The sequence below is a fragment of the Paenibacillus sp. SORGH_AS_0306 genome (genome assembly GCF_030819345.1).
GTDB lineage: Bacteria > Bacillota > Bacilli > Paenibacillales > Paenibacillaceae > Saccharibacillus > Saccharibacillus kyungheensis.
The window spans coordinates 3,003,198-3,021,389 of sequence record NZ_JAUTBP010000001.1; the positions used below are offsets into that span (position 1 = coordinate 3,003,198).

General features: G+C 39.3%; 10 protein-coding genes and 1 riboswitch. Of the genes, 1 reads left to right on the forward strand and 9 read right to left on the reverse strand.

The features are described 5' to 3' along the window. Positions 1-42 precede the first annotated feature (42 nt). From QE450_RS12990 to QE450_RS13015, 6 genes are all read right to left on the reverse strand, one after another. The gene (locus QE450_RS12990; RefSeq protein WP_307299629.1) at positions 43-2,868 is read right to left on the reverse strand and encodes an S-layer homology domain-containing protein; all 2,826 of its coding nucleotides are present in this window, start codon (positions 2,866-2,868) and stop codon (positions 43-45) included. Positions 2,869-3,194: 326 nt separating this feature from the next. Continuing rightward, positions 3,195-4,088 carry an L-serine ammonia-lyase, iron-sulfur-dependent, subunit alpha gene (gene sdaAA / locus QE450_RS12995; protein WP_307299631.1) on the reverse strand — a complete coding sequence of 298 codons (894 nt, stop codon included), beginning with the start codon at positions 4,086-4,088 and terminating at the stop codon, positions 3,195-3,197. A 24-nt stretch (positions 4,089-4,112) separates the two neighbouring features. Next, positions 4,113-4,778, reverse strand: a complete 666-nt coding sequence (gene sdaAB, locus QE450_RS13000) for an L-serine ammonia-lyase, iron-sulfur-dependent subunit beta (protein WP_273616337.1) — start codon at positions 4,776-4,778, stop codon at positions 4,113-4,115. A 160-nt stretch (positions 4,779-4,938) separates the two neighbouring features. Continuing rightward, positions 4,939-5,049: riboswitch (glycine riboswitch) on the reverse strand. A 215-nt stretch (positions 5,050-5,264) separates the two neighbouring features. Beyond that, the gene (locus QE450_RS13005; protein ID WP_273613171.1) at positions 5,265-6,056 is read right to left on the reverse strand and encodes an SDR family oxidoreductase; all 792 of its coding nucleotides are present in this window, start codon (positions 6,054-6,056) and stop codon (positions 5,265-5,267) included. Between the two features lie 126 nt (positions 6,057-6,182). Continuing rightward, positions 6,183-8,978: a PAS domain-containing sensor histidine kinase gene (locus QE450_RS13010; protein ID WP_307299633.1), complete on the reverse strand. Its 2,796-nt coding sequence runs from the start codon at positions 8,976-8,978 to the stop codon at positions 6,183-6,185. Positions 8,979-9,010: 32 nt separating this feature from the next. Next, positions 9,011-10,393, reverse strand: coding sequence for a sugar phosphate nucleotidyltransferase (locus tag QE450_RS13015; RefSeq protein ID WP_274172193.1), 1,383 nt, complete (start codon positions 10,391-10,393; stop codon positions 9,011-9,013). A 357-nt stretch (positions 10,394-10,750) separates the two neighbouring features. On the opposite strand from QE450_RS13015, the gene QE450_RS13020 reads away from it, so the two are divergent. Then, positions 10,751-11,446 (forward strand): response regulator transcription factor, encoded by a 696-nt coding sequence (locus QE450_RS13020; RefSeq protein ID WP_204823172.1) that lies wholly within the window; start codon positions 10,751-10,753, stop codon positions 11,444-11,446. A gap of 23 nt (positions 11,447-11,469) precedes the next feature. Here QE450_RS13020 and QE450_RS13025 read toward each other — a convergent pair whose 3' ends face one another. The 3 genes from QE450_RS13025 to QE450_RS13035 all read right to left on the reverse strand — a co-directional run bounded on the left by QE450_RS13025 (position 11,470) and on the right by QE450_RS13035 (position 18,180). Continuing rightward, on the reverse strand, positions 11,470-15,903 hold the full coding sequence (locus QE450_RS13025) for an O-antigen polymerase (RefSeq protein ID WP_307299635.1): 4,434 nt from the start codon (positions 15,901-15,903) through the stop codon (positions 11,470-11,472). A 94-nt stretch (positions 15,904-15,997) separates the two neighbouring features. Continuing rightward, a complete protein-coding gene (locus QE450_RS13030; protein WP_307299637.1) occupies positions 15,998-17,734 on the reverse strand; it encodes an ATP-binding protein in 1,737 nt (578 codons plus the stop codon). Continuing rightward, entirely contained in the window at positions 17,731-18,180 is a 450-nt protein-coding gene (locus QE450_RS13035) for a hypothetical protein (RefSeq protein ID WP_273613176.1), read from the reverse strand. Before QE450_RS13035 ends, QE450_RS13030 begins: the two co-directional genes overlap by 4 nt. Between the last annotated feature and the right edge of the window lie 12 nt (positions 18,181-18,192).

Sequence of the window (18,192 nt, forward strand, 5' to 3'; positions counted from 1 at the left end):
AAGGCATCCCTAACTTTCCAGGAATGCCTTGAGTATGATGTTCTATTGATAATCCACTTCTTCGGTAAAATGAATCTGTTGCAATCGCTCTTGAATCCGTTGAATTTCAGCCGACGTTAGCGGTGCGTTGGGCGCAATTTTGTAATTACGTCCGGTCACATAACTCACTTCTGTATGACTATCAAAAGCATACGGTGTCTGCGGAACAGGTGTTTTCGTATAATCGGTAAAATCGATCACCGACCATGCTTGATCTCCATCTTGTTTACGCAAAATAAGACGTTGATACGCATTTTCGGTCCATAAATAACGAGTATCGGCTGGTGAATTATTGCCATCTAAAGCTGTTGTATATCCGGAGCCTCTGAACATCAGTGTAAATTGGGCTTGATGATTAGTAGCTCCTGATTGGGTGCGATACGTTTGACCAAGCTCATTAATCCCTACAATACTCACATCACGTCCTGCTGGAAAATGATCGACAAAGTCTTTCCATCCATTGAACAAGTTATCATGACGTAACACCCAGTTTGTATCAATCACTATAGATAAATAATTAACTGTATTCATCATTTGATACGGATTATCGACATATTGCTGTGCTGTATATAGTTGAGGCTCAGCATTCGAATCTTTCACATACGGATCACCCGGATGAATCGTCCAACGGGAGGACTTTTCCACATACCTTGAACCAATCGGGTCGATCGTGACAGGATTCATAAATACAGCTCCGCTATTGTCTACATCTCCTTGCGCTGGCACTAATGGATTATATTGATTCGACCAGTAAGGCATTAATGGCGAACCTTCTCCAAATAATTGATTTACATTATACTGCGTCGCTGCCCAGCCCATATACGAGGTGATCTCAAAATGATCTTTGAGCCATGTCACCTGCTCTGGATTGACGGCAAAGCTAGACAATGAAGTAGGACGATATGCTACCGGAATACTGGTAAATACTGAAGGTTGCCCTACTGTACCTGATTCATGCAACGCATTCATAGCATTATAGCGATACATATACAACCACTCATTCATTTCATTGCCCCATTGTGCTAATGTATAGTGATTGTTCGGATAACCTGACAAAATACCTACTTCATCTCCATACAGATCCACATACTGTAATACTTGTTGTAATTGCGGACGATTGCTTTCTTGGAAAACAAAATTGTTATCGATTGCCCATGTAATGTGTAAATGCGGATCAATCTGTGCCAGCATACTACGCATCTGTTGCATTTCAGCTAGTGTCGTCGAAGAACCTGATCCTCCTTCTAACATCACAGATACAGCAAAATATTGCTTTCTACGTTCACCTGCTACGACTTTCAGCTCAAATTCTTTATTTAGATATACGCTGGTCGAAGGTGAGGTTACACTGATTCGAACCGGAATTATGCTGCCTACAGGCGGAATATTATGCACATTGATAATACGTCCCTGTTCATCAATAATCCCTGTATCATTTTCAAATCGAATATGCAGGTCGGCTGGTAAATACTCAGGCGCAATCGGCTGACCATACACATCTTGAAGCACATAACGAATACGCCATGAATCTAACTTGAGTGATACCGATTGATCTAACGTATACGTATCCATATAAACAGAGCGAATCACACGATCTGGCTCCGCTTCCGGCTGTTCTACAGGTGGAGTTACTGGCGGTGGTGATTTGATAGTGACCATCACCATCGTTGTGACATGAAGATCAAGCTTCGCTTGTGGTGATACAAGATGAAGTGTGACCGGAATCAATCCACCTGTTGCAGGAATATGTTCAGGATGAATAATTTTGCCACGGGTATCAAATATATTTAATGTATCTTCAAATTGATACGTAAGATCGGATAATATTTTCTCAGACCAAGCAATCTTCTGACCTTGATACCAGAAATAAAATGATAGTTGATAATCATTATATGTTGCTGGATCATTCCACAATACAGGAGCGTCTATACTCACACGATCAAATACAAATATAGGCTCAACTGGAGGTGGAGTTACTGGTGGAACAACAGGTACTTCAGGATCGGGTCTAGGATTATTTTGATTACGATCTTTGTCTTTGGCATTTGCCCGTTTTCCTGTGATCTCAGGTGTTGTTTCTACTTTATCTATGGTTGTAGAAGGTGATTTACCGCCTATCGTCAGTACAGGTTGAAGGTCTGGCTCTGCCTCACTTGCTGGCTTAGATACAGGCTTATTCCCTTGCGCTAACAATTGCTTTGCACGCTGATGTAACTCATCTCCAGATTGTAGTACCCGATAAGCGACCAGTATAGCTGCTTGACGTTGAACAGGCTGTTTTGGTGCAAACAGATGTTGCTCATTTCCTTGCATCAAACCTAACTGCTCCATCAGCCATACGCTGGACTTGGCATAATCTGAAATATCTGCTTGATCGGCAAATGTAGCTATGCCTTCTTTTTGCAAGGTATCGGTTAATCCTAGATAACGAGCATACCAGACCGCTATGTCTTGACGGGTAATCGATTGCTTTACACCAAATGTGGTTGCATCGATCCCATTCGTAATCTGATGTTGATACAATGCACTGACATAAGGAACAGCCCAGGGAGAGACATCTGTAAAAGGTAATACTGTTCCTGGTTCGGATGTCCAATTCAAGCTTTTAACAAAAACACTCGCCCATTCCTGTCTGGAAATCGAGCGTTGCGGTTGAAAGCTTCCATCTTCATAACCTGTAATGACTCCTTGCGCGGATAATGACGTAATTGCATCAAAAGCATACGATTGTTTGATATCTGTAAATGCTTCTGTGCTAGTGGCTGAAACGCTTGTCGCATTCGTACATAATAGTAATATCATCAGCAAGCAAGCTACATACTGCCTCATGTGTGTTGACCCCACTTTGAATATCATAAGATTATTTAAAGCTTGTTGACATAACGAACAAGCTATAACGTTGTATTCACCTCCAAACACATCGTATGAACCTTTATTTCAAAATTAATACAATACTTTAGACCCATACATACGGGTATGTACTCTTTGAAGTAGGGTAAAAGTTGAATAACTATACTACTAATTTATTTGCGTATATATCGAATTATACAACAATTTATCGGAATATTAAGGAAAGGTTTGAAGAAAAATCGAAAAAAGCCGCTTTATTATAAACGGCTTTTCGGTATTATGCATATAAATGGATATTTTGTTAGTTAATTCTTATTCTCTTGTCTACGACGTCTTAATTCTTCCGTAATTTTACGTCCTGTTGGCGTTTGAGCGAGTCCGCCCCGAGCTGTTTCGCGATGTTCACTTGGCATCGAACGTCCCACTTGTAACATGACATCGACCACTTCATCTGATGGAATAGCACTCCGTACTCCAGCCAGCCCCATATCTGCGGCTGCTAACGCATTTACTGCACCTAATCCATTACGAACAATACAAGGAATCTCGACTAACCCTGCTACCGGATCACAGATTAATCCAAGTGTATTTTTTAGAGCCAGCCCTACAGCATGCATCGCTTGTTCCGGTGTACCACCACGCATCTCAACAACTGCTCCAGCGGCCATACCTATTGCTGAACCGACTTCTGCCTGACATCCACCTTCTGCACCTGAGATCGAAGAGTTGTTAGCAATCACATAGCCGATAGCACCGGCTGCGAACAATCCTTGTACCATATGTGTATCATCCCAACCAAAACGCTCTTGCGAACTGACAAATACTCCCGGAATAATACCACATGAGCCTGCAGTAGGCGTAGCGATAATCCGTCCCATTGAAGCATTCACTTCTGATACGGCTAACGCATAAGCCATCGCACGCGTCGCATCACTGCCTGACGATGTATCTCCGCTTAACATATAGTCATGCACACGACGTGCATCTCCACCGGTCAGTCCACTTCGTGAAACGGTATCTTCTGTGATTCCGCGCTCGACTGCTTCTTTCATCACCTGATAATAATCAGTCATTTGTTGAATAACGTCTTGCTCGCTTACTCCTGTTTCTTTCACTTGCTCTTCAATCATCAGTTCCGCTATCGTTAGTGAACGTTCTTCACATAACCGAACAATATCTTTTAATGTGCGAAATTGCATATCACACTCTCCTTTGAACTTCGTTTACTTCAAATCAATCACAGCTGCCCGGGTAACATAAGGCAATTGCAAAATCTGATTAAGCACAGACTGGTCAGGTACAGTATCAAGTTCTATCACAGTCATCGCTTCTCCGCTACGTGCTTTGCGATCGACATCCATAAATCCGATATTCAATTCAGCATCGCTCAGTGTACGTGTAATATCAGCAAGTACTCCTTTACTATCCATATGCTCAACTGCTAACATCGGATATTGACCCGACCCGCGCACATCGAATCCATTTAACTCATGAATCTCAATATTACCTCCACCAATCGAAGCACCTGCGACTTCGGCACGTTCTTCTCCATGCTGTACAATAATACGCACAAAGTTAGGATGAGGATAATTGCCTGTTCCTTTATCAAAAGAAATCGTAATGCCTTGACGATCCGCTTCTTCAGCTGCATCCGGTAAGCGATCATCATCGGTATCATAATCAAGCAAACCACCTACTAGAGCAAGGTCTGTTCCATGTCCCCAATACGTCTCTGCAAAAGAACCATACAAAATAATCTGTACATGCTCAGGACATTTGCCCAAAAAGTGTCGCGCTGCTCTACCCAGACGTGCTGCTCCTGCTGTATGTGAACTAGACGGTCCTACCATTGCAGGTCCAATAATATTAAATACATTTTTAAATCGCATCATTTTTCTTCTCCCTTATCACCAAAATATGCGCGCACAAAAAAAGACAGTGAATAGCCTGCGCGTGGCCTATTCCTCTGTCCTCGTTACCTGAGAGTTTAGACCGAACACAACTGTCGGTGGTACTCCTTGGGTGGCTCATATGCTCTCTCCAGAGTTGCATCCAATAGCGGTTCGGGTACCTGAGAGATTAATTAACCATCGCCAAATGGTTAGCTTGCTCCTTCGGTGGTGGATCACATACATCCACAGACTCTCCCTCTATCTTCATGTGCAGTTATTTATTTACGTGATTGACCTGATCTTATTAACGTGAATACGTTCAATATCTTTAGCTTAATTCAGCACACCTAACACTGTCAATTGATTGATTTGAAAAAGAACTAATAAGTGGTAGACATAACAAAATCCTTTCCCGATATGCTCGAAAAAGGATTTGGCTAGTGAATTGATAGAACATTTTATCTTATATACTTGTAGATACAACTATCCTCTTAATAACGATTCAGCGCCATCTACAAATATCTCTGTACCTGTTACATGAGAAGCTTCACTAGATGCTAAAAACAGCACAAGGTTAGCTACTTCTTCGATTTTGCCTGGTTCACCTTTAAGCGGATGATCACCTTCAGGGAATTCCATAGGAATCTCTACTTCTTTTAGATCATCACTTGGATACGTATTATCATCGATTTCAGTATCGATCGCTCCCGGACAGATAGCATTGACTCGAATTTTGTAACGAGCCAGTTCCAATGCCGCCATTTTCATAAAAGCAACTTGCGCTGCTTTGGTAGAGGCATATGCAGAGAATCCTACATTAGAGAACACACGATTACCATTGATAGAACTTGTAATAATAATACTACCACCATTTTCTTTCAAATGAGGGATAGCATATTTTACAGTTGCAAATGTACCGCGCAAATTGATCTCCACCGTTTGATTCCAATCATCTATTTCCAAAGTTTCAATAGGAGCTTTGCTACCGTTGATTCCTGCATTAGCAAATACAATATCCAATTGACCTGCTTCAGATGCTACTTGTTTCATTGCACTTTCAATCATTTCTGGCTTGGAAATATCACATTCGATTACATATGCTTTACCGCCAGCTTGTTCAATTTCAGCTTTGGTTTTTTCTGCATTTTCAGGCGTACGATCTAACATATATACAACAGCACCTTCTGCTGCAAATCGTATCGCTGATGCTTTACCTATTCCTGATCCGCCACCTGTTACTGCTGCTACTTTACCGGTTAATTTTGTTTCTGCCATGGGGATAAGCCTCCATATTTCAGAATTTGTCTTTTAAAGATAAACGTTGTAGCTCTATGATAACGTTATCTCGTTTCCTATTGTAAGTACCCTAGCAGACAGAGCAGTGAATCAGATGATTGCATATTATTCAGTGTGCTGAATAGAATCGTTCTTTTTCGGTTTGGGTAGAATCACAGAAAAGGTAGAACCTTTATTGGGTCTGGATACAAAATTCAATTCACCCTGATGATCTTTGACGATCCGCTCTGTAATATATAATCCAAGCCCTGTTCCTCGAATATTGTGCTTGGAAGCAGAACTTGCCCGGAAAAATTTCTGGAATATGCGACTATGATCTTCCGGTGGAATCCCGATCCCTGAATCTTTGATCGATACCGAAATATGATCCTGTAATTCGTTGATAACAATATGAACCATCGAATCATCTGAAGAGTATTTAAGAGCATTACTAATCAGATTTCGAAAGACTTGAATTAAGCGTTGCTGATCGCCGTTAATAAATACTTCATGCAATCCTTCATGGTGAAGCATGATACGGTCTCTTGATTCTGGATTCCATTGATCACAAATACCTTGCAACATTTCATATAGCGGAATATAAGTCATATGATACTCGGCATAATCGGCTTCGATCCGCTGAATATCTAGAAAATCATCTATTAAATGAGACAACCGCTGTCCTTCTTGATGAATCGTTTCTATAAAAGCATGCCTTTTTTCAATCGACATATCTTCATAGATCATTAACATTTCGATATAACCCATCATTGCAGATAATGGTGTGCGCAATTCATGAGAGACTACGCTCATCAATTCATTTTGCATCTGCTTCATATGCTCTTCTTCAGTGCGATCTCGAAAAACAAGAATCACACCATGTTCAATCTGTTGCACCGTATCTGTTACTGGAGTGACATAGAGCGATAGAATCTTTTCATTTTGTAACAACACCATCTCGCCTTGATTCCATGTGTGTTCTCCTTGCAGAAATCGCTCTAACTTTTCGATCCATAAAGACGTTTCGGTAACCAGTTGATTTTCTATATCACGTAACAATTGCTGGATAGGATAACCGGTATAATCTTTGATTGAAAATAGCGATAACATCGTCGGATTAATAAATGAAATAATCCCTTGAGAGTCACACATTACAATGCCTTCTTGTACCGATTCCAGTAAATTGCCGGTAATACTTTTTTGCTTTTCTGCTGCGCCTTGTTCTTCTCGTAATCGGTCGGTCAGCACTTCCAATTGACGTTCATGTTCATAACGCTCGGCTTGCGCTCTTTCTTGTTGCGTCAAGTCATGTACAAAAAATGTCTGAAACGAAGATTCTTCGGCTAGAATCTCACTGCGTGTTAATCCCACTTGAAAAGCTGTACGGTCTGCATGAATAGCTGTGACCGGGCAGTTGTTGTCTCCTGCTGGAATCGTATCTAATAGCAATAATTCCGATAATGGTCTACCCATTACTTGTTCACGTGTATAGCCAAACATCTTTTCAGCGGCAGGATTAAACTCTGTTATTTTTTTCTGATGATCTGTTGAAATGATGCCATCGATAGCGTATTTGAGAATAGCACTTTTTTGAGCTTCACTTTCCGCCAGATCAAATGTACGTTCAACTACACGAATTTCTAAATTTTCTTTATCATGTTGAATTTGCAAAAACTGTTCTTCTAATACCAGTGATACTAATTTGAAGTTATCAATTAATGCGTGAAATTCAACAATATTACTATCCGGCCAATCTATCGGCTTATTTTTACTCAATTTATCAGGAATATTGTTAGACGCTTTGGCTAACTCCAGTAAAGACTTAGTAATTTTACGGCTAATCGGACCTGCCAACAAAATCGCTATCCCGATAACAATCAAAATCGTTGTAATACTTTGAATATAAAATATATAAATACGTTCTAAATAAAACGCCGCTGTCAATTTTAAAATTAATCGATAATTATGATCTAGTGGAATATCCATAACAAAGTACGACTCCTGCCATCGCTCGATCAGGGTTAACCGATTTATAGGGAAATGATGAAAAATAGTAGCTCCATCTTTGGTAGTAGAAATAATCAACGATTCATCATTTCTAGACTCTACAAGTTGTTGTGTCGTCTCGCTATTGAGCGTGCTATACATAGATGTACCTAACGGGCTTACGACAACTGAATCGATATAAAAGTTCTTTTTATATATGTTCATTAACGGTTTGGTTTTGCGCATATCTGACAAACTAATCTGTATATCTTGCTTATACACTTGTGAAGAACGTTCCATATATGAAGAATACAACCCTTGAATATCATAAAATTGTTGATGACTGATAACCACTAATAATAACAACGCTGTAAAGATAACGAAGGCAATTAAATATTTAAAAATAATACGTCCCAGCGAAATCGAATAGATCGGCTGATTGCCTATCGCTACACGACTCATAATACTTTCTAACAAAATCGAAGCAATCAATAAATTAATAATGCTATTAAAACTTTGCTCAAGAAGAATCAATGCGATCATTTGAATATCAATAGGATGAAGACGATATTCATACATACCATATATCAGAGGTAGACCTATACATAACCAAAAGATCAGATCTGCTTTGAATAAAACTCCTCTGCTAAATCGCTTGAAGTACAAATGCAAAAATAAAATCTCCAAACCAAACAAGCCGGTCATAAAAAGATAAGACCCGCCAAATCCAAAAGGTATATTTATAGCGAGTAAAGCAGGCACAGCAAATCGTAATCCATATAACCGGAAAATAATTAGAAGTGCTGCGCTGCCTAGTGCAAACCGTAAATTTAAAGATAAGTCCAATTTAAAATAATTGCCTGCTATGCCAAAGATCGTTAAGATGATTGTTCCTATCAAAGGAGATCGGAACCAAAGAAGTATTCTGTATTTCATGACTAACGGTCCTTTCTACCACGGACAGCAGGTTAACCCGAAAGACCTTCTGATAACAAACCATCTGGAGTCACTCCAGGATATTCGTATCTTATAATGTCAGTCTCCGATACAGCTTTGCCTATCTGTGACTCAATAAATTCCAGTTCACCTTCAGAAGCACCAATACAATGCTTCATCCCCGGTTCTACAACGATAACATCACCTGGAGAGATCATCGTGATAACTCCATCAAGGCAGATATATCCTATACCTGATATAATCGTCCATACTTCTTTACGTAATTTATGTTCATGATAACTGATAAAGCGACCTGATGTAATCACGACTCGTTTGGTCACTGTCTCTAGCCCACCTTCATCTTGCCGATGAGAAATAATCGTTTGTTTGCCCCAAAAGCGTTCTTCAAATCGCGGAGCGATTTCTATCTGTCCCACCATCTCTTTAATGCCTGTAGCATCTTCACGATTGGTCACTAAAATACCGTCAGGCCCTGCCACTACGATCACATTAGGAACATTCCATACACTTACCGGTATATCTAGTTCGTTAATAATACGAGTATCTTGAGATAAAGGAGAGATATATCCTGAACCGGTCACATCAAAATCCATTTCACGAATTAATGAATCCCATGTTCCCAAATCTCTCCATTCTCCATGAAACGGTAATACAGATATATGCTTTGTTTTTTCTACAACCGCTAGATCAAAACTTGTTTTGGGTAATGCTAAATAGTGCTTTAACAATTCATTATAGTTAGAGTTCCAACCTTGATTTTCAATATGGTCTAGCAAAAATCCTAAGCGGAATGCAAATACACCGCAATTCCACAATGCCCCTTTATGTATTAACGATTGGGCAGTGATTATATCTGGTTTTTCTAAAAAGGAGCAAACCCCAAAATATTCCTTATCCACCAGTTCAGACATCAATGGTACAATATATCCGTATTTGTCTGAAGGCTCCGTTGGAGAAGCACCCATTAAGACCATCTCATCACCAGACTTCTCCAATATAGATGGAAGCTTACGCAAATGCTCAAAAAACTCGTCACCGGCATAACCGTCTACCGGCATGACTCCTATCATTTCATCACGTGTAGCACCAGCATGATGATATAAATATGAAGCTGCTAAAGCGATTGCCGGAAACGTGTCTCTTTGCGCAGGTTCTTCAATAATCGTAGCATCGATACCAATTTGCCCACGAATCAGATCAGCTTGATACCCGCTAGCTGAAAAATAAGCTTGCTCTGACAAACCTGCATCTTGCAATTGTCTCCAGATTCGCTGTAGCATACTTTCAGGCTGACCTTGATGACGAAGAACAGGAAGAAATTGTTTGGGACGATTAACGTTCGATAAAGGCCATAAACGTTTACCTGACCCACCGGACAACAATATCATGCGCATATATGAAACCCTCTTCCGAAAAATGTAGTAAGAACTTAAAAAAACTGTTCATTTTAGCTGTTTCTGCCGAAAATAAATATAGGGAGTCGAATGATACTATAGTCCTATTCCATTTTCTCATGTATATTTTAAGAAAGTTCTCTTTTCCGTATAAAATTTCATGCTAATTGATTCGCATTTTTTTAACATTTGGATTACTTTCATTGTTTTAAAGCTGAAATTGCTATGTTTACTTGAAATTCTATTCTTGATCTTTCTATATATTTCGCTTAAATATCGTTGTATTAAGCATGTTATAGAATAGTAAAGGGAGATATTCAACAAGCCTATTATTTTTCATACAGGAGAGTGACAGCGATGTCTATCAAAGTTCTTCTTATTGAAGATGAGAAAAGTCTGGCAGATATGATTGCATTTTTTCTTCAAGAAGAAGGTTACCTTACCGAAATGATTCATGATTCCAAAGACGCTATTCAAAAACTGTTTCATTTCAAACCGGATATTATCGTAACCGATCTTATGCTTCCTGATATGGATGGAAGTGAATTAGTCAGTCAGATCCGCAAACAATCTACCGTACCTGTATTGATGATATCTGCCAATACGATGCTGAATGAGCGGATCAAGGCACTGGATAACGGTGCTGATGACTTTTTGTGTAAACCATTTAGTCTCAAAGAATTGGATGCTCGCATCAAAGCATTGCTACGTCGTAGTGGCCCGACTATTATTACCGAGCCCAAAGTCAATGTATCTAAAGACAAAAAAGGACGAATTTCTGTGAATGACTATCGTCATAGTCTGTTTGTCGAAGAACAAGAAGTTGAAGTCACTCATATCGAATTTGCGATTATGAAAGAACTGTATAATTACCCTGGCAAAGTCTTTACCCGCAATGAACTGATGGATCGTATTAAAGGAGGAGATCGCGCTTATCTGGATCGTACCATCGATGTACATATTTCCAGCTTGCGTAAAAAGATAGAGCGCGATCCCAAAAATCCTCAGCATATTCGTACAGTATGGGGTACAGGATATAAATATGTGATGTAATATCAGCTTATCATTGGATTGTTTTACATTCGCCTTCGCTTTTTCCAGCGTTTATAAGGAAGAATACAAGCGATACCAGCTAATATCCCTATACCGAACAGTATCCAGCCTATACGATAAGCAGAAGCTAGAATAATAACAACAGTGCCACTTCCACTGTCTTCGCTCATAAACCCAGTGGTCACGCCATTCACAGCCAATCTTGCTCGCTGAGTTTCTCCATTCAGGCGGAATTCCCAGAGCGGATTCGGCGATTCTGTTTCACGAATCAGCACTTGCTCATGATTCGGATTGCTGAGTATAAAACTTCGTTCCATCGAATTTTCACGATTGGCTTTGATTGTAGCTTTATGTGAAGGAACTGTAAAAAACTGATCGATATCTTGACCTTCAAATAACATGAATTGATCGACCATGATCATCGCTTTATACGGAATAATAGAGTAATTTTTAATTTGAAAAGAACCTTTTACTTTCTGATCTGCATGCGCTAGCATTTGGAACTGCATCATCGCGGTTCCGGCTGGCGCTTTTATAATTTGATCGTAATGGTTCCACTTCGTTTTATCCTCTTCTTCTACTTCATTAATATAAGAAGTCTGCAATATCTGAGAATCAGCATTCAAAAATACTAATTTCATATGACGCTGTTTGACATGTTGTGAGATCGCATCCAGAGTGACTGAATATTCTTCTAACGGACTAGCTTTCATTTTTTGAGAAGCATAGATATTCCAATCACAAGAATAACTAGGTGCATATTCGATCGACATGCCTTGAGAAGATATTACTTTGCGTGTATGACCGGGCTGAATATCTGTCATACATTCGGCTGAACTGTTTTGAAGCAAGCTTTCGCTCGTCTCTTCACTTGGCAGTACATTCACTTCATTCGCTTTCATCAAATGAATATCTTGATCGGTCGTTAGAGAAGGCACCTGACTATCCAATACCAATTTCAATTGATATGTGCCTTTCGTTAGCAATAAATCCTTGAACTCTATCCGCCCGTAATTACGCAGTAATCCTGGAATACTTAATTTTTGCTTGGCGAATCCATCTTGATCAGGCAATGTCTCGATAACTGTATTTTTGGTCGTAGTATTTTCTGTCGATCGGGTATACGCTTGATCACTTGTTATCTGGCGGGAAATGACTTCGCCTGTTTTTTGATTGATCCATTTCATCGTTAAGTTACCTTGATATCCAGAAGGAATATTTGCCAAAATCGAGGCAGAATAGTTGGCTGTTTTGAGAACATCTACTTTTTTCTGCAATGTTCCTTGTTGATAACTGATTCCTCGTCCCATACTCAACAAAGGAAAAGCACGTTCTGTCTGCATATTCCCTTGTCCGGAGAAATCATTTTCAGCTTCTAATGTAAAAAATAATTTACCTCGCTTCACTGCTTGCTCTACCGGAAATGATAACTTCTCTGCTTGATCGGTAGGTACAATCGCCAGTAAGTTGATCGCATTAAATCCTTTTACATTATTGACTGTAATCGCTGAATCTCCTGCGGGAAAATGATGCTCTCCCAGATCAATCCATTCAAACTGATTGCTTCCTTCGTGTTGAGTAGTGATCTTCACCTGTTTGTCAGGCAATCCAAATACCAGTTCTCCACCTTGCTTGTTCATAAATACTCTCGCATACACATGGGATGTCTGCTCTTGCTCCATTTTTTTATGCATTGTAAATGTATTCGGCTTACGATATTTCCCCAGATCTAACAACTGAATATCATGAATCCACCAGTAATTTTTTTGTTCAGGACGTTGCTGGGTTAACAGATCAATTCGCATCCATTTACTGCCTGGTGGGGATACATATTCCCCGTAGAAATTTACCCCGTTGAAGTTATTTTCTTCTGAAGGAGCCACAACATAACTCACTCCAAGTTCATCCATATGCTCATCATAAAATCTCATTTTGACATGCATTTTATTGGTACCTCTACCTGAAGCAGTAATATTGAATTGATACGGATTATTTTCTTTGGCTTCGATCATGCCTGATTTGGCAACTTGCCAGATATTGTTGGCATCGCCTTTAATAATTTCTCCATGCAAAGTAGGAACATCATTTAATCCCTCCAGAGGATTTGCCTGTACACTAAACATTTGCGGATTATCAGGTGTAAAGAACTTTTCAGTTCGTAATAATGAATCAAAATCGACAACAGTTCGTCCTTCAAGCTTGCTCATCTGATAAGGCTGTACGTCTAATTTTTCACTGGCAAAAGTGACTGCAATTCCTGCATCCATCTCCATATCGAATGAGAAATTTTTAATATTTTGTGAAGAAAGATACCAGAGCCAATCGTTGGTAGAAGCAAATGTTTTAGACCATTTTAAAAACGCATTTCCATCTTCGATCGCATCAAATGGACGTAAATAATCTGCTTCTGGCAATTGCGATAAAAATAAATCATTATACGAAGAAGCTTCAACATAATCGCCTTTACGCACAGTCTGGATCGTATTCAGCTTCGGATTCAGCGTAGTGAACAACACACCGAATTGATTGAAATTAAAACCAGGTTGATGGCTATAACTTTCCAAGCGGCTATATCCGTATGGTGTAACCACTTTGGCAGGTAAAATATTCATATAATTAGGCGCCTGATCCAATTGAAAGATTGAAAAGATCGAATTTTGATACGTTCGCTTCAATCCCGCCTGATCTTCTAGCATCGATAATTGAAATTGTTGCCGCTTTTCCTGTCCTTCATATTCGTTATGATAGACAAGCTGATTAATACCAAACGTAGAGAACAATGAACCCATTTTCGAGCTTAACCCATTGTCCAACATATACTCTAGAAAATTTATATAATACGTAATACTTGGATCGTTACCTTCATGGTGAAAAATTGTGTTTTTAGGTGAAGAATAGACTTGAAAATCACCGGTCGCTTTTTGCATCGATGTCTCGCCTTTATTCCAGTAAGGTGTAGCTACCCCGTTAAAACTCTGAATCATATTATCTGCTATCGGGAAATATAACGCTTTGCTATCATAACGATCAGGATCTGTTAATTTATTTGCCATTTCGGTATATTCTTTAGGCACTGTCACTGGCTTATAGTACCCTGCTACAAATTGCGTACGCAAAGGTGTTACATAAATAATCAGACACGCAATCACCGCTACAAAAGCAGTATGTTTGATTATTCGCTGTATTCTGGAACTTCCGAACCATTCAAGTAACTGTATAATCCCAAACGTCAACAGCACTCCAAAATTCAAAGCTATCAACCCAATAAATTTATTTGGATCACGAAAAACAGAACCGATCACAGGTGTCTTGGTTACCAAAATCACAAAAAATCCAGCAATCGAAGGAAAAGTAGTTCCAGTAGCTGCAATCAAAAAGAATAATGTTAATAAAGTGAAAATCAAAATAATTGGATTTTTGTGTGAACGAGTGACCATCGCATATCCGATAAGCAGTAATAACACCCCACCACCGATATAAAATACGATCGGTAGACTGGATAATGGAAACATAGGCCACCAGTAACTTAGCAAATAAGCGACATTTTTCAGTGTACTGTTACGGCTAAATAACGATAACGTATCAACCACATTGATATTGTGCTGGGACGCCTGTGCATCCATAAGGATACTTCCCATATACAAAGACAACCAGTAAAAACTTAATAAGCCGAAAAAACAGCCAAAAATGAGCCATTTACGAGCAAAATTAATATATAAAGGTTTTAAAAAAGCCCAACCATTTTGTCTATACGTCCATGTTAATTTGATTAATAAAAGAGCTGTAAAAAATGCTAAATAGATCATGCCAAAAAAGAAATAATGGATCGCGGCTGCGCTAATAGTAAATACCGCTGCCAACATAAAAAGATCGATCCAATTCCGCTGATATAATTTATGTAGATGATAATGATGAATCTGTTGCTTCTGAAACTTCGGATCAAAGCTACTAAAGAAAAATCGCAACACTAACGGAAACAGACTGTACCCGCATAATAAATAAATATGCTGAATACGAAAAACAACCCATGGATTCAGCGCATAAAATAAGGCTCCGATCACTATCGCAAAAATACGTGTTTTGGTAAAACTAGGCGAATAATACACACTAACTAACCGCTTAGCAAAAGCATACATCGAAAAAGCAGAAATAAATAATAACCCTGTAATAAATGATTTGAGCAACACAGGGCCACTTTCCCCGAATACTAATGATAATAAATAGAAAGGCAGAATATACAAAATACGTGGTGCATTAAATAAAGTAGACGTCGACCAGCGCTCATTCCATACCCCTGCAATTTCTTCTAAATAACGATGAGAAGTTGCTCCAAAAGCAATATCGCTAAAAACAATTTGTCCCGGGCTATAAATAGGAAGTAAAAACAACAGGATGGCTGCCAGCATAATCATGACAGCTACCAGATCATAACGATACATTTCGATCCATTTTTTCATACGACAGCCTCCTTTCTACTCCTATGTTTTATCTACTTGTTGAATACTGTAGCTAGAGATCACTTAGATATCATCACTTCAAACTACATCGTAATTAACGTCGCAATTGAATAATCGCTTGTAATCCGCGATCAGTATTACGCAATTTGAGTCGTCCGCCAATCGTTTTGAGAAAAGCATCCATATGATACAGACTGATCGTATCTGCATTGTTGTTTTGAGAATAATCCGACTGAAAATAATTCCAGCGCATCTTATCATCAATACCTCCACCTGTATCTTCTATCGTAATTACAATCTCTTCTTCTTCCATACGTGAACTGATTTTAAGTGTTTTGTTCGCTCGCTTGGATCTGGGTGCAAATGCACCTTGTTCATTCATATCTGCTGGTGCTTCATAATGATGTGCCATCGCTGTTACTGCATTTTCGACCAATCCTTGAATTGTGCGATACAACATAGCAGATTGAGCAGCGATCGGAGATACAGGCTCCTGCTTCACGATCACTTCAATCCCTTTCATATCCAGCGCACGATTCGCCCATTTCAACGACTCTGTAATCACTTCATTCATATCGGCAAAATGAATACCTGCTGCACCATGCATCTTCTGCTCTAATTCTTCACGCAATTCTTGTACAGATAGAGCCAGTTCAGCAATATAAGACTCTTGCTTCAATCGTCCTTGTGTGAAATTCTGATTCAGCTCGCGGAAAAATTCAAGTTCAGCGCGTGATGCAGAATCTCCTCGACTGGCAGAAGCTTCTAAATTGTCTGCTAAATTATTATAAAAACCAAGCAACTTCAGATCATCTCCACCTGTTAAGCGTGTTGTTCGATTCTGTAGTTGTTGTAACTGTTCTTCCATCGATTGCAACATCGGCAAATAGTACGTATCTTGTTGCTGTTTTAAATCTTCTTCACGACGTTGATCCCGTACTTGAGTATTGATGGTATTGTCTTTGATCACACGTCTACGATAAAAGACCATTACAATAGCCGCTATAAACAAAATCGGTATATAGATTAACAACATCCGATTTCGGAACTGATTTACATTTTTGACAGTATCGTTATCCATTTCATGAACAGCGATATACAGCGCATGATCATCATCAATACGACTGAATCCAATGCCGTATTTGAGATGATTGTCTTCGACTATTCCTGTGTTACCGTCTAGTAATTTCTTAGTAACTGTTGTAATATCGACTCTACCGATATCTGTTGATGTCCGTGATCCTACTACTTTGAATTCTTCATTATAGATTAATGTCTCATAATGAGTAGGATCAGCTATAATGCGTTGGGTTAACATAGCGGTATCAATCGTACGCACTGCAAATCCATTTTGGCTTGTACCTTTGATCCGACAGATCATATATTGTACAGGTTGATTATTTTCTGTCGTAAATCCTGTAATCCCACAGCCATTTTGTAACGTTTGGATCTGTTTGACAGCGGCTTGCATTACCGGGTTATCATGTCCGCCGATCAGTTCATATTGATTGTTCAGCACATAGAATTCACCTGGATTGCGTGTTATTCCATTGGTATAAGATCGTTTGGCATTATCCAATATATTTTTGCCAATCGTCGCTGCCAATTCATTAAGTTCTACTTGCCACGTCTGATACTGGCTATTGATATTGGTAGAAGTAGCTTGCACAATATCTTGCAGACGTGTTTCACTAATCTCTGTAATCTGTGTCTGATATTCACGAACAGCAAACCATTGGATTGCAAATAGCAACACCGCTGAAATGCCCATAACAACTGCATACAAAATCAGCCGTTGCCATATGGGTCTAATAAAAGCCCAACCTTTCATGACGATTTCTCTCCTTTGCGTTGCTCCAAACGATACAGTATCGCTTGCATAAGACATTCCAGTTCAAATGTAACCAATGGCAATCGTGCACACCATAAGTGCGGTGTTCGGCGTTGCAGTGCTGCAAATCGCACAGCATCTTCGGGTTCTCCGTAGCTAAGGAGCAACAGTTCGCAATGCTTCGCGATATACAGAAGGTCTAATTCTTCTTCCGTATACTCGCGAAGATTCACGATATAAATGTCGTAAGTTTCATCCATATGTTTGAGTCCATGAGATACAGTTAATGTCAGATTGGCATGCTGATTTCCTTGATATTGGTGAAATAAACGCATTCCTTTTTCCCATAGTGCATGCTCGGCTGAACTGAATCGTTCGCAAAATAAGCGCAGTTCGCAAGCTACACTCGTATCTTTTAAAAATGCCAAAATATTGATATTATACATGTAGTTCCTCAT

What these genes read in the sequence shown, in the direction of transcription:
- QE450_RS12990 (WP_307299629.1), bottom strand. Translation starts at nt 2,868, where the DNA reads ATGAGGCAGTATGTAGCTTGCTTGCTGATGATATTACTATTATGTACG.
- sdaAA (WP_307299631.1), bottom strand. Translation starts at nt 4,088, where the DNA reads ATGCAATTTCGCACATTAAAAGATATTGTTCGGTTATGTGAAGAACGT.
- sdaAB (WP_273616337.1), bottom strand. Translation starts at nt 4,778, where the DNA reads ATGCGATTTAAAAATGTATTTAATATTATTGGACCTGCAATGGTAGGA.
- QE450_RS13005 (WP_273613171.1), bottom strand. Translation starts at nt 6,056, where the DNA reads ATGGCAGAAACAAAATTAACCGGTAAAGTAGCAGCAGTAACAGGTGGC.
- QE450_RS13010 (WP_307299633.1), bottom strand. Translation starts at nt 8,978, where the DNA reads ATGAAATACAGAATACTTCTTTGGTTCCGATCTCCTTTGATAGGAACA.
- QE450_RS13015 (WP_274172193.1), bottom strand. Translation starts at nt 10,393, where the DNA reads ATGCGCATGATATTGTTGTCCGGTGGGTCAGGTAAACGTTTATGGCCT.
- QE450_RS13020 (WP_204823172.1), top strand. Translation starts at nt 10,751, where the DNA reads ATGTCTATCAAAGTTCTTCTTATTGAAGATGAGAAAAGTCTGGCAGAT.
- QE450_RS13025 (WP_307299635.1), bottom strand. Translation starts at nt 15,903, where the DNA reads ATGAAAAAATGGATCGAAATGTATCGTTATGATCTGGTAGCTGTCATG.
- QE450_RS13030 (WP_307299637.1), bottom strand. Translation starts at nt 17,734, where the DNA reads ATGAAAGGTTGGGCTTTTATTAGACCCATATGGCAACGGCTGATTTTG.
- QE450_RS13035 (WP_273613176.1), bottom strand. Translation starts at nt 18,180, where the DNA reads ATGTATAATATCAATATTTTGGCATTTTTAAAAGATACGAGTGTAGCT.